This window comes from Bhargavaea sp. CC-171006 (assembly GCF_009761675.1).
In the GTDB taxonomy this organism is placed as follows: Bacteria; Bacillota; Bacilli; order Bacillales_A; family Planococcaceae; genus Bhargavaea; species Bhargavaea changchunensis.
The window spans coordinates 80,948-93,911 of the sequence record NZ_QUZH01000015.1 but is presented as its reverse complement, the minus strand read 5'-3'; the positions used below and the strand labels follow the sequence as shown (position 1 = coordinate 93,911).

The window sequence follows — 12,964 nt, the reverse complement described above, 5'->3', positions numbered from 1 at the left end:
ACATGAACAAGGCAGCCGGACAGATGGCAACAGCCGGAAAATACATGGAAGAACGGGAGTCGGGACTGATCCCTTTCCGGATATTCCGAAGTGACCACACGCCGGATCCGCATGAATCATTTCAACCGATGCTTCATATGAACACGCTGGCACAGATGCTATACGAAGCATTCAGCCGAAAAGAAGAGGAGAGCCGCGGGCTGCTGACCGGTGTCATCCTATTCCGTGAAGGCGTGGTGGAGGGCCTGCCCGGACCGGGTGTGTATGTTCCCGATTTTCGGCAAGATGCTTTCCGTCTGACGGATCGGATCGATGTGCGTCGCATCAGGCATCATCTGGGACCATCCGGGCTGAAAACGCCACTGGCCGTCGGTTATTTCCTTAAAGGGACGTATCCGGAGGAAGAGACCGGCAGACTCCGAAAGATGAGCATGGATCTTGCTCATGGTCTTAGCTCCGTTCTTTCCCTTCACGGGAATCTGACCGACTATCCGGAGATCGCCGGGCCGGACCATCCGGATCTGCCGCTGCTCAGCATTCAATGGATTGCAGAAGCGGAAGATTGATCGGCCCTTCCTGCATTCGTTGAAAGGGGGAAACAGGATGCCTGATAAACAACAGAAGTCGGAGGGTTTCGAGATCGAAGTGGAATTTCTTGATCTTGATGAAGTGAGCGCCATCCCTGAAACAACGGCAAGTTCCGGGGTATCGGGCTGTTCGGCAACTTCCACATGCGGTTCAACCTCTTGCTGCAGCTCGTGCTGACTGCAAGGACCAGCCGAAAACCAACTATCAAACAAAAGGGGAGATACCAATGAACAAACCAGTGAACAACCAAACAAACGAGCAGGCGAAAAAAGAATTCGAAGTGGACGTGGACTTCCTCGATCTGGACGAAGTCAGCGCCATCCCGGAAACGACGGCAAGCTCAGGTTCGACATCCTGCTCCGCCACCTCGACTTGCGGCTCGACATCCTGCTGCGGCTCCTGCTGAAACCGAACCAACCATTAAACCCAACCAAAAAGGAGAGATTAAGATGAACAACAAACCGGAAGAGCAAACAAAAAAGGAATTTGAAGTGGATGTCGACTTCCTCGACCTCGACGAAGTGAGCGCCATCCCGGAAACAACCGCAAGTTCAGGCTCGACGTCCTGCAGCGCCACCTCGACATGCGGTTCCACTTCCTGCTGCGGCTCTTGCTGAGCCCGGCACTCAAAACAATTTACAGCTGAGGCCCTGCCTGCAACAGGCCCCGGCAAAATCATGAAGAAGGATGCGGATATCATGAAAGACGTGAAAATCTTCAACTTCAGCAAGGCGACGGATACCGCATTTGTCCGGACTGTCATTTTCAGGGCGCGGGAAGTCAGAGTTCCCTATTACATCTCGCGTTCCTGGGAATCCGGACCCCATCTTGCGGTGACGTTCGACGGATCGGCAGACGATTTCACCATTGAACAATTTGCTGCTCGGATCAGGCAGGAAGCAGAGGCGCTTCCGCTGGATCCGGATGACGAATTGCAGGTCCGGGAGCAGTACCGGAAGATGGTGAACCGGATTGCTGTGCTGGAAGGAAAGGATGTTCCGGAAATGATGGCCGATCACGGGACGGTGGAGGTGGAGACGAACGGCTTCCATTATCATAATCCGGCTTTGACCCGAATTATCCATCAGATGCGATTTGAACTTCAGCCCGTTCTGGAGGAGGTGTACTTCCGGCTGCATGAAGACGGAGAACCGATGCCGGTGCTCATGCCGCTGCTGTTCCATCACGTTTCTGAAACTTATCGGGATGAGGGGAGAAACAAGGGATACTTTTCATTTATCTCTCACGTCCAGGGGTTCCTGGAACTGTCGGAAAAGCAAAACCTGCCCTATACCGAGGCTGATTTCGAAAAGCGGTTCCGGACACACGAACATGATATCGACGCACTTGACGCGCAAGGCGATCCCCACATTGAACATTGGAAGGAAGTGTGGGGAAAGATATCAGACTCGTACAAAACCGAAATTCATCGGAATGTCGATGAAGGTTATCTGGATACCATCAGAAAATCGGTAGATGATCTGGATGCCGGCTTCCGGAACGACTTTCATCAGCAGTTTGTCCATTACTTCAGACGGACCGGGTTCCTGGCAGACAGGGATGCCACCGCCTACCGGTTCATCATCAACGTTCTGTATCTTTCCCTGCCCTTCCTGAAGGTGAGCGCGCTGAAGAAACAGCAGTTCATCTACATGTCTTACCGGTACACCGAAACGAAAAACGCCCGCACGTGGAGAGAGGAGATTGGGATTTGAACGTCGAGGTATTGAAAAATCCGATTGTGCTATTCAGGGGCAGTGACATCCCGAAAACCTGGTATGAACAGATGCAGGAGCAATCCGCCCCGCTGCCCGCCCTGATGGATGCAGTGGAAGAGACCCGGGAGGACGCAGAACAGGCCTCGGACCGGGCGGTCACCAGGCTGGAAGAGCTGTTCGCGGAAACCAAAAATCCGGATCTGCTCAACCTCAAGCGGGATTTGTTCAACCGAAGGCTCGAGCGACTGTCCAATGCCCTCGGGAAAAACCATCCGGAAGCGACCCTGAAGGCTATCCATGACTATCTGGAGAGTGAAGATCACCATCAGACAGCGATTGATGCGTTTAAAAATGCATATCACTCCGCCGCCGAAGCGAACCGTGGAGCGCTTCAGGAACATGCCGCTCACGAAGATTTGGCGAAATCCATCGCCTTCTTTAATGACACAATCTACGAAAAGCTCGCGAAGTACCTGCAAACAGATCATGACGCCCATAACAAGAAGCTGAGAAAGCTTGATTTCTTCCTGCTGAAGCTGCTTGTCAGGGGCTCCATGAAGACGAGTCCGTTTTCCTACCTGACCAAGACCGGACTGGCAGGGGAAGGGGAGGAGACATTCGAAACCACCAGCTTCTGCGAGATGAACCATTCCATCATCCTCAAGATTGTTCATGAGTTTCTCCGCACGGACGAGGAAGCGCTGAGGAAGATTCCGGTGAAGGTGGAGAACTTCGGGGTCCGGGACGGCAAGGTTTACTATGTCAGCCAGCACAGCGTCAACCAGTCACAGAAGGTATTTGAAACGAGTGATAAATTCGTGGAGTATCCGCTCCATCCCGGCCTGGTCGGTTACCTGTTGGAACAGAAAAAGCAGACCCTCACCTTCGGGGATTTCGCGGAACAGGCCGGTAAGATTTCCGAATACCGCGGGGAAGAGGAAGCATTGTTTGCAAAGCTGATCCAGCTGAAGCTGCTCAGGCAACAGGTCGACATCCCGAATAACCGTGGCATCCTCCAGTCCGTCCGCCGCCTGTTCGATACCTATGGCATCGGGGAAGGCGTGATCGGAAAGCTGGATGAACTGGACGCCGAATTGAAGGCATTCGAACAAAAAGGCGCATTTGACCGGATCGCCCACTGGAAGCGGATCGGCGAACTGATCCGGCAGGCGCACCCGCAGTCCGGCAAGGAACTGATCTACGAAGATGTCATTTTCGGAAAGACCCGCCAGGATCTTGTCTCCTCCATCGTCGGGGAAGACTTCATGAAAGTGATCGGAGACTTTCTCCTGCTGTTCGATGTCAATGTCCGTGTGCAATATGAAATCGGGCACCTGTTCCACAAAGAGTACGGAGACGCGCCACAGAAGCTGACCGACAGCCGGCTGCTGAACCAGGTGTTCTTCAAGAACATCCATCATTTCTATCCGTATTACCAGAACCAGCGGTATCGCTACAGGGAGGCTGCTGCGGAGGAAATCCGGATTCTCGATGACCTGCGGGATGAGTTCCTGGACGAGTTCAGCCGGCTCATCGAAGGAAACGAAAGCGGTGAAGTGGATGCCGGGACACTGATCCGGACATACAGCGAACGGGTTCCGCCATCCATCAGACGCGACATCGATATCTCCTGTTCGCTATTTCTTCAGTACGCAAGCCCGGACACCGTTGTGCTGAACGATGTGTATGACGGCCATGAGAAATTCATCTCACGCTTCAAGGACTTTTTCGGGGAGGCCGCAGAGAACCGGGAGTATGCGGATTATGTTAATCGCGTTTTCCGCGACCGGAACTACTATGAGATCGACGAGCTCTTCGGATTCAACGGGGGCATCCATGTCCGAAAAGATTTGAAGACGGCCAAGCTCGAAGTCGGATACCGGCAGTTCGCAGAAGACGGCGGCCATCCGGTCAGCGACATCACGGTCCGGTATAACCCTGACTCGAGAAAAATCGAGTTTTTGGACAGTGACGGAAAAATTTGCCGGATTGTCTACAAGTCCTCGCTTGTTCCGATCTTCCTGCCGGGGATCCTGTCCGTCATGCTGCATCTGTTCCAGTCGGGCAGGATGAACTTTGATATAACGAGCGTCCTGAAGCCGTATAGGGAGGCCCCGCGTGTGACGATGGGCAATGTCGTCCTGTCCCGCAAAAAATGGCAGCTGGAAACGGATGAGCTGCAGGAGCTGATGAGCGGAGCGGCCGATCCGGAAGAATTGTATGCCCGGATGAACCGGTATTTCGAAAAGAACGGACTGCCGAAGCGGTTCTTCCTCAAGTACTTCCGCAATGAAGGGGACTTTGTCGTAGAGAAGCCGATGTTCTTTGATGTCTCTGTCCCGCTTTTGCTGAAGTTCTTCGCCAACGAACTCAAAGACAACGCGTACATCGAGGAATTGCTGCCGGATCCGGACATTCCGCTGAACGAATTCCTCGTCGAATACTCACTTGAAAAGGAGCGAAACACATGCCGAACATCATCGTCAAAGGCCTGAAGAAGGCATATGGGAACAAGCAGGTGCTGAAGGGACTGGATTTCACAGCCGAGCAGGGTGAAGTGATCGCGGTCATCGGCAAGAACGGAGCGGGAAAATCAACCTTCCTCGAGACCCTCATGATGATCCGGGACTTTGATGAAGGGACGGTCAACCTGTTCGGAAAGGACGTCGGCTCTCTGGGTGCAAAAGGCGTCCGTGAACTCAAAAAGGACCTGTCCATCGTCCTCCAGCCGACGAACTTCTATAAGAACCTGAAAGTGAAGGAATTGCTGGAACTGTTCCGGTCTTACTATGGAAAATCCGCCGATGTCCAGGCGACAATCCGGGACTTCGAGCTCCAGGAGCATCTGAAGACGCCGTTTGACAAGCTTTCGGGCGGATGGAAACAGCGCGTGGCACTCGCCATCGCGTTCATGAGCTCGCCTAAACTCGTCATCCTGGATGAGCCGACAACCGGGCTGGACCCATACATGAGGGATGTGCTCTGGAAGAACATCATCCGCCACAACCGGGAACACAACGGGACAGTGCTGCTTTCAACACACTATATGGACGAGGTCGAGCGGTATTGCGACAAGGTGATGCTGATCCACGAAGGGCAGTCCAATGTGTTTGACACGCCGGCCAATCTGCTGAAGAAAACGGGGCACACGTCCATCAATGACTTCTATCTCGACCGGATTGGTGAAAAGGAGGCAGTACGATGACGATGCTTGCGACACAGCTGAAATACGACCTCATCATGTTTTTCAGGGAGATTTTCTACCTGGTGTTCACGGTGATTGTCCCGCCGGCCACCTACCTCTTCATGGGGCAGCTGTTCGGAGGGGAAACGTATGGCGGAGACTTGAGCTACGTCCAGTTCTATACGCCGTCCTTCATCATCCTGATCACGTTCTCCGTGGTGTTCTTCGCTTTCGGCTTTGACCAGGTGATGAACCGTTCGCTCGGGATTGAAAAGCGGATCAGCGTCTCGCCGGTCAACATGCGCACCATCCTGTTGTCGAACATTATCAAGTCGGTCATCATCACGTCGCTCGGGTTCATGCTCATCACGTCCATCGGCATCGCGGTATACAGCCTGAAGATCAGCCTGATTGATTTCTTCTCCGCCTACGCCGTGTTCATCCTGATCACCGCGGCGCTGCTCACGATCTCGTCTGCGATCTACTCGTTCTTTAAAGAGATGAAGAGCGCGCTTGTCTTCTCCATCGTCATTTTCCAGGTGGTCCTGTTCACGGCGGACTTCACGGTTCCGGTCGCACAAATGCCGCAGTTTGTCCAGTGGATCGCGAATCTCAACCCGATCTACCACATCAATCACATCTTCATCGACGTGTGGAACGGCCTGTTCGTTCTGAATACGGACACCACAATCTCGCTCGCATACCTGACATTGCTGGTCTTCGTCTCGGTGCTGCTCGTCAGCCGCCGGGCAAAAGCCTAGGGAGGGAAACTGAATGGCGATTTTAAAGTATCGGTCCAATTGCCGGTTCCATTACACCAATGGAACCGTTATTTTCACAAGCGAATCCAGAAGGTTCAGCATCAGGGCGTCGGAAGACATGTATCTGGAAATTCACCGGATGCTGGGGGAGCTCGCCGACGGAGCGGATCAGCGGGAGATCAACGGACGCTATCCGCACTTCACGAAACTGATCAGCCTATTGGAAGAACAGAAGCTGATCTACGAAATCGATGGACAACTTCTTAAGCAGCACAGGGACAAGGCCTATTTCCGGATGGTGGAGACCGAGGCGGGCAATGTGGAGAAGGCACTCCAGGAGATTTCAGGGGCCAAAATCACTGTCTCCTCCGACTTTTTTGCAGGTGCGGCACTGTCCGATCAGCTGTTTGAAAACGGTCTTGCGATCGGCATGACCGGGAAAATTCCGGAGAATGATGTCACCGTCCTGTCCGGCGGCCAGTCGCGTGCAATCAATGTGGCAGTGAGTCCGGAAGGTGGTGTGGCGGTTGCAGGTTCCCCGAGAGCGGTGATCAGGCATCTTGGCATAGCAAAAGCCGGAAACGGGAAGGTTTCGGCGGAATTGATCGCTCCGTTCCTGTTCTACAGTGTCATTCTGGCGATCATCGGAAAGGCCCCCGAAGTATTCACCCTCAATGAAGACTTTGAAGTCAGCCGGAAAACGTTGTATGAGCCGGCCGCCGGACTTCCACAAGAATTCCGGAAGGTCAGTGAAGATCCGATTGCTGCTTTAAATCAACTGGAGCGATTTATCGGCAGATACAGTTCACGGATCCTGTCGGTCAACCGGAATCCGGAGTACGACGACTACCGTCAGCTTCCGCTTCAGATCATGACCATTCAGTTCGTGGACAGTGATGATGCCGTCCGAAGCCTTTATTTCGCGGATATGGACTATGGGCGCCTGGCTTCCTTTGTGTCCCGGACGGCATTTCCGGAGATTCTGGAGCAGGCGTACGGCAATAAGCCGCACTCCCTGAGAGAAGAAGGAGAAAACGTTGCCGCGGACATTCCGGAAGCGGACACGATCCGGCAACTGATCAAAGAGAAAGAGATGGATTTGGGGTGGACGGTCACCAGGCTCCTGTCCGGCAAATACAAAGTGCGGATACACGACCATGACGCGGACATGACGGCAGCCTTCATGATGTCATTGGAGTTCGGCCAGATTCCTGTAGCTCTCTACACCTATGTAAGTGCGAGGGAAAACGGCATCGGTGCAGAGTCCGCAGGATTTGAAGTCCTGGAACATGCACAGCAGTTTACGGAGGTGAATGGTTAATGGTCAAGATATTGGATCAATGGGAAGACGCGGCAGATCTGCAGATGGGGGAACTTCCTGTTATGGCGACCCATCCGTTCATCTTTATCGGTCCCATCCGGCAATCCGGCAGCTTCTGCCTGTCCTGCCTGAAGAGCCGGATCAGGGAGATGGAACTGGAAGATCATTATCTGAACGGAGAAGGAACCAAAGAACCGGACATGATCGAGCAGCGGCTGATCAGTTCCTATGCATGGAAGCTGCAAAACAGGGAGGTAACGGACGGGCTGTTCGCTTTGAACCGGAATACGAAAGAAGTGGCCCTGCTCTCGACATACAAACGTGGAGATTGCGCGGTCTGCTCAGGGGATCCCGCTGCCAAGGTGCAGGAGCGGAAACAATCGGTGGCCTTCAACCCGGATGATCCGCGAGAACACCGGTGGGAGGACGTCTTGGCCCGCCTGCGAGAGCATGACAAACTGATCCGGGGCAGCAGGCTGTCGATCATCAACCGCGAAAGCCGGTCCGGCGACTCGTACGGCATTCCGATGGTGGAAACGGAAGTTCATCATAACGGCATTTCCCTCCTTTCATACGGACGCACCGCTACATATGGAAAGTCACGCCATACATCTGTCCTCGAATCTCTTGAGCGGTATGGGACGGCCTTTCCATATGGCCCGGCGGCTGCCGAGCTGAGGGAAGGAGAAGATCAAAGAATCGGACTGACGCTGTCCGAGGTGATGGAATCGGCCGAAATGGATACCGGGGCCTATACGCCGGAAAAGAAAATCCGCTACCGGGAAGCCGAAGAGCTGAACAGCAGAGAAATACAGCTGATTCCGGAACAGGTGATTTACTTTGATTCCCATCATGTATCCGGAGAACCCCGCTATCTGTTCGACAGTTCCAACGGCAGCGCGCTCGGATCAACCGTAAATGAAGCCAGTTTGTTTGCCATGCTGGAACTGTTTGAACGCAATGCTTTCCTCAGCACCTGGTACGGACAGATTCCGCCCGTCCGCATCAGGGAGTCCTCGATCGCCTCAAAAACACTGAAGAGCTATCTGGTCGCACTCCGGAAAAAAGGAATCCGCGCCCATCTGTTCGATATTTCGATGGAGCTGAAAATCCCGACCATCTGGGTACTTCTGGAGAAAGAGGATGCAGGGGAAGAAGACATGGCGTTTTATACCGCGGCGGCTTCCTCGTTTGATCTGGAAGACGCGATCGAGAAAGCGCTGATCGAAGCCACGACGGCCATTTCAGTTTTCCAGAATGTGTTCAGAAAGCAGGAATTCCTGGAGCGGAAGGCCATGCTTCTGGAGAATCCGGAAGCGGTGAGCCGGCTCGAGGATCACCTCCTCCTTTACTCCAATCGGGAAGCGGAAACGTATCTCCGCTTTGCGCTCGACACGCCGCATGAAAAGACGATGGAAGAGCTGGATCAGTCTTATACCCGGTTCAGCGGAATGTATGAAGAAGTCATTGGTCAGTTCCATGAAATCCTTAAGGGCATTTCCGGGAAGGTGTTCAGGGCGGTCACCCAAAATCCGAATCTCGACAGGATCGGCTTTGTCAATGTGAAGTACATCGTGCCGGAGATGCTGACGATGACATTCGGCCACCAGAACCGGAGGATCATCCGCAGCCGGGTGGAGAAGGCGATCCTGCTGAAAGGGCGCGGGCACCTCGACGAAGAGTGGCTGAAGCGGGTCCCGCATCCCTTCCCGTGAGGTGAGTGCCATGGATGCTGCTTATTTGGAAGCTTTCACGGACCGGCGGTTTGAACACTTTTCCCGGGGCGGCCCTTCGCCTGATCCGGACCTGATCGGTAATGCTGTCCGTTCCGGGATTCCGTCGCGTGCCGAACCACACGCGGAACGGCTGATGCGGTCGGTCTACGAATACACGGAGAAAATCCGCCGGGTCGACCTGGCGAGCCGGTATCCGCTTCATCCGCTCGTGCCGGGCGCACGGAATATGAAGACAGCCAAAATCCTGGTGATGACGGGAGGGCGGACCCATGCCTATGACCCGTTCAGGGACCGGGTGATGGACATCGGTCCGGCGGTGAATGAGGAAGGCCGGATCGTTCTCATGACAGATGACCGCAGGCTGCAGCTGTATTACGGCAAGTTTTCCCGGATGCTGTCTGCCCTGAATGCCGGACATGCGTTATTCAACCTTGAATTTGCATTGAGGCAGGCGGGATGCGGATACCGGTATGCACCGGCTTGGAGCTCCGCGGAAACGCATCATTTGTCCGGTGTCCATATCCGCCCGCGTGCGGTTCTCCGCATTGATCCTGTAGAGGATATGGACAGGGGGCGACTCACCGCGGTTCCTGATGCATGGCTGTCCTCCGTAAGTGGGTGGCATTTTGCAAAACGGACAGCGGACCAGAGAGGGGAAGGGGACGTGTTCTTCCACCGGACGCTGGCACAGGATCCTTTAAGCAGATGGGTGGAGCTTGCGGGACCGGTACTGGAGAAGGCCGGAATCCGGTTGCTGGTCGCGGTAAATGATGTAGCAGGCCTTGAGCAAGGCTATTACCGGCTGGAAGGCAGCCGCCTCGTCTGGGCCGGACCGTTCCAGGGGGAGCGGGAAGACCAGCGGCTGCTCACGGAGTATCATGAGTTCTCGAATTTCCACGGGTTTAACTTTTGGGTCTTCATGGCGTTCAGCAAGAAAAGGGCCGGGGAGGATTCAGAGCCGCTGTTCATGGAGATGGGGCGGCTGATGCAGTTCATTTCCGTTTTCATGGCAGGAGAAAACTGTGCCGTCCGCTGCCTGAAAAACTATGATGATGCATATGTCAGAAGCAAAACCGGCCTGCCGGACGATATGGCGATCGGATACTCGGCCATCGTGTTCCCGGACCGGAACCAGGCGATGTCGGTCCGGATACCGGAAGGCTGTTAAGTAAATAAAGGAGGGAGAGCAATGTGGCATTCCAAGCACCTGTTTATTCATGATTTCGGGCTGATAGACCGTTTTCTCAGCAGTCATCTGTTCAGTGTGATTGACGCGATAACGCCGGATCAGTGGTTCTTTATCCGCTATTGGCAGGGCGGGCCGCATATTCGGCTGCGCTACCGTTTTGATGGTCCTGCCAGAAAAAAGAGTTTTGATGCCCTGCTTTCGGAGCGGCTGGCAGTGTTCGAAAAGGAACATGAGGGTCATCCCTTCAGGGAAGTCAGCTATGACGGGCGGATCGTCGAACTGGAAGGCGTGAGCGACCTGGACGTTTATCCGAACTTCAGCATCCGGGACATCCCGTACCAGCCGGAATGGGAGCGCTACGGAGGAGAGGGAGCCATGGCCTTTTCGGAACAACTTTTCCACAGATCATCCGAGATGGCCAAAACGATCATCGACTCGCTTGAATGGCCGAAGCGGTACGTGGTGGCGTTCGACCTGATGCAGTACAGTTTCGGGGTGGCTGAGAAGATGGGGATGATCCGCTCGGAAGAAGAGTTTTTCTCGTCATATCACAAAGTCTGGGAGTCGTTCGGTGCCGGGCCGCAACAGGAGGCTGTCCGGAAAGCACTGGAAAAGCGGATGGACAAGAACCGGGGTCGCCAGGAGGTGCCGGAAGTATACCAGGACTATCTGGCGGCACTTGAAACTGCCATGTCCCGGATCCTGGAAACCCAAACCACCTACCGGGCAGAAAATATTCATTATCTCATGGTTTCCCATATCCATATGCTGAACAACCGGCTCGGCATCTCTCCGGAAAACGAACATTTTCTGTCGGGTGTCTTTCTTGGAAAAGGCGCAGCGGCGGTATGAAACTGTGGGACTTCAAAGTCGGCTACGACCGGCTTTTCCAGGACTATCATCGCCTGTCCATCAATGATCCGGTTTATACGAGCATGCAGGTATACAAGCACACTGACCGGATTCCGGAGCCGGTGGAAGGGGCTGTCCTCCACGCGATCGACTATGTCCCGGACCTCGCCCAAGACTTCGAGGCTGCCCTGATGCAACGGCATACATGGCCGTATCCGTTCCCCAACGAACAGACCATCGACTTGCCGCTGATCTCCCGATTTGCCCAGCTTGCATTTGTAGGCTATGACCGTCAGGGAAGGGCCTATCCGTCCGGCGGTGCCCGGTATTACGTCAAAATCCATCTGCTGTTCAACGAAACGAGGGTGGCAGAATCACTCGGAAGGTGGAATGTCTGTCAGGTGGACGCTGACCGGGGACTTCTGGCAGGACGGAAAAGGGTCCCGTGGAGCACGATCGAACAGGCTTATATCCAAAAGGAAAGCGCCGGGACCGCACAGTTTGCCATTGTCCTGACGGCCGATCTGGAGTCCATTTCCGCCAAGTATCCGGATATCTCCTACAAGCTGGTGCAGCAGGAAGCCGGTCATATCGGCCAGAACATCCAGCTCGTGGCGAAATATCTCGGAATCCGTTCACTGCCGCTCGGAGGATTTTATGATGTGCCTCTCGCACAGATCATCGGAACAGGGGACGACGTGCTGTATTCATTCTTATTAGGGTAGGTGATCCGGAATGTTCATCTTGAGACCTGCCGTTGCCCTCTATGACAGGGGCGGGCTGGTGACCATAGAAAACAGCGAGCAGAAAACAGTGGAAGCGGCTGTCAGAAAAGGGGAACTGAACTTTTACAGGTTCAGCATGCTGCTGAATCAGGGCTTTTCCGAGCAGGCCGCCGAACAATCAAGGGAATACGCCTATGCAAAAGCTTTTCTCAGCAAATTCCCCGGTCTGTTCGCCGAGTGCCGGTCAGAAAAGGAACGGGCGATGCTTGCAGCCGTCAGATCCGATCTGGAGATATTCCGGAATCTGTTCCTGACCGGGCAGCCGTTCGGAAGAATTGAACAGACGGTGAAGGGCTTCGCGGGTCAAGGCAGCGGGTTCAGAATCTGGTTTGCGGCGGATCCGGAGCGGTTTCCGCAACTGAGAACAATGCTCGGAAAAATCCCTTACTTACAGGTCGATACGAAGAGAAGGAACGGAAGATATGATGCGGCGATTATGGAAAGCACCAATCCCATAGAGAGGGAAGAGGCGCGGGCCGCGGCGGAACGGGTGCTGTTCATGGATCTGACCCGGAGCCGTGTGGAGATCGGACCGCTGATCGTGACGGATCGCTTCCGGTTGCCTGAGTCACAGGAGGCTGCTCCTGATCAACCACAGGAAAGTCCCGGAGAAGCGGCCCTTCTCTACTTCTTTATCCGCCGGATTTTGTTCGCTGTGCTGTTTGGGCTGGAGGAAGACCTTGCGGAAGATGTCGGACTCCCGCTCCGGAGCAGGTTGGTCATAGACCGGGTTTCTCTGGAGGGCCGGGCAGAAGCAGTGGTGGCCCACCCACTTGAAACCCATACAAAGGTGTTGCACCTCACAGCAGGATTCTGAATCCTGCTCATCA

At 54.3% G+C, this 12,964-nt stretch carries 14 protein-coding genes; all 14 read left to right on the top strand.

Annotated elements, in window-relative coordinates:
- Positions 1 to 2 precede the first annotated feature (2 nt).
- The 14 genes from DZC51_RS07335 to DZC51_RS07270 all read left to right on the top strand — a co-directional run bounded on the left by DZC51_RS07335 (position 3) and on the right by DZC51_RS07270 (position 12,951).
- Positions 3 to 566 carry a hypothetical protein gene (locus tag DZC51_RS07335; RefSeq protein WP_157294731.1) on the top strand — a complete coding sequence of 188 codons (564 nt, stop codon included), beginning with the start codon at positions 3 to 5 and terminating at the stop codon, positions 564 to 566.
- 37 nt (positions 567 to 603) lie between these two features.
- The gene (locus DZC51_RS07330) at positions 604 to 765 is read left to right on the top strand and encodes a thiazolylpeptide-type bacteriocin (RefSeq protein WP_157294730.1); all 162 of its coding nucleotides are present in this window, start codon (positions 604 to 606) and stop codon (positions 763 to 765) included.
- A gap of 49 nt (positions 766 to 814) precedes the next feature.
- Positions 815 to 994 (top strand): thiazolylpeptide-type bacteriocin, encoded by a 180-nt coding sequence (locus DZC51_RS07325; protein ID WP_157294729.1) that lies wholly within the window; start codon positions 815 to 817, stop codon positions 992 to 994.
- Positions 995 to 1,037: 43 nt separating this feature from the next.
- Positions 1,038 to 1,205, top strand: a complete 168-nt coding sequence (locus DZC51_RS07320) for a thiazolylpeptide-type bacteriocin (protein WP_082818747.1) — start codon at positions 1,038 to 1,040, stop codon at positions 1,203 to 1,205.
- Positions 1,206 to 1,286: 81 nt separating this feature from the next.
- Positions 1,287 to 2,303, top strand: a complete 1,017-nt coding sequence (locus tag DZC51_RS07315) for a hypothetical protein (RefSeq protein WP_157294728.1) — start codon at positions 1,287 to 1,289, stop codon at positions 2,301 to 2,303.
- A complete protein-coding gene (locus DZC51_RS07310) occupies positions 2,300 to 4,801 on the top strand; it encodes a lanthionine biosynthesis protein (protein WP_157294727.1) in 2,502 nt (833 codons plus the stop codon). The genes DZC51_RS07315 and DZC51_RS07310 overlap by 4 nt, the downstream gene beginning before the upstream one ends.
- Complete coding sequence (locus DZC51_RS07305; protein WP_157294726.1) at positions 4,774 to 5,511, top strand: ABC transporter ATP-binding protein; 738 nt, start codon at positions 4,774 to 4,776, stop codon at positions 5,509 to 5,511. Before DZC51_RS07310 ends, DZC51_RS07305 begins: the two co-directional genes overlap by 28 nt.
- On the top strand, positions 5,508 to 6,251 hold the full coding sequence (locus DZC51_RS07300) for an ABC transporter permease (RefSeq protein WP_232524084.1): 744 nt from the start codon (positions 5,508 to 5,510) through the stop codon (positions 6,249 to 6,251). Before DZC51_RS07305 ends, DZC51_RS07300 begins: the two co-directional genes overlap by 4 nt.
- A 13-nt stretch (positions 6,252 to 6,264) precedes the next feature.
- Positions 6,265 to 7,572 carry a hypothetical protein gene (locus tag DZC51_RS07295; RefSeq protein ID WP_157294725.1) on the top strand — a complete coding sequence of 436 codons (1,308 nt, stop codon included), beginning with the start codon at positions 6,265 to 6,267 and terminating at the stop codon, positions 7,570 to 7,572.
- Positions 7,572 to 9,287 carry a YcaO-like family protein gene (locus DZC51_RS07290; RefSeq protein ID WP_157294724.1) on the top strand — a complete coding sequence of 572 codons (1,716 nt, stop codon included), beginning with the start codon at positions 7,572 to 7,574 and terminating at the stop codon, positions 9,285 to 9,287. Before DZC51_RS07295 ends, DZC51_RS07290 begins: the two co-directional genes overlap by 1 nt.
- A gap of 10 nt (positions 9,288 to 9,297) precedes the next feature.
- Complete coding sequence (locus DZC51_RS07285; protein ID WP_157294723.1) at positions 9,298 to 10,476, top strand: hypothetical protein; 1,179 nt, start codon at positions 9,298 to 9,300, stop codon at positions 10,474 to 10,476.
- Between the two features lie 21 nt (positions 10,477 to 10,497).
- A complete protein-coding gene (locus tag DZC51_RS07280; RefSeq protein WP_157294722.1) occupies positions 10,498 to 11,349 on the top strand; it encodes a thiopeptide-type bacteriocin biosynthesis protein in 852 nt (283 codons plus the stop codon).
- The gene (locus DZC51_RS07275; protein ID WP_157294721.1) at positions 11,346 to 12,074 is read left to right on the top strand and encodes a SagB/ThcOx family dehydrogenase; all 729 of its coding nucleotides are present in this window, start codon (positions 11,346 to 11,348) and stop codon (positions 12,072 to 12,074) included. The genes DZC51_RS07280 and DZC51_RS07275 overlap by 4 nt, the downstream gene beginning before the upstream one ends.
- 10 nt (positions 12,075 to 12,084) lie before the next feature.
- Positions 12,085 to 12,951: a hypothetical protein gene (locus DZC51_RS07270; protein ID WP_157294720.1), complete on the top strand. Its 867-nt coding sequence runs from the start codon at positions 12,085 to 12,087 to the stop codon at positions 12,949 to 12,951.
- Positions 12,952 to 12,964: the final 13 nt, after the last annotated feature.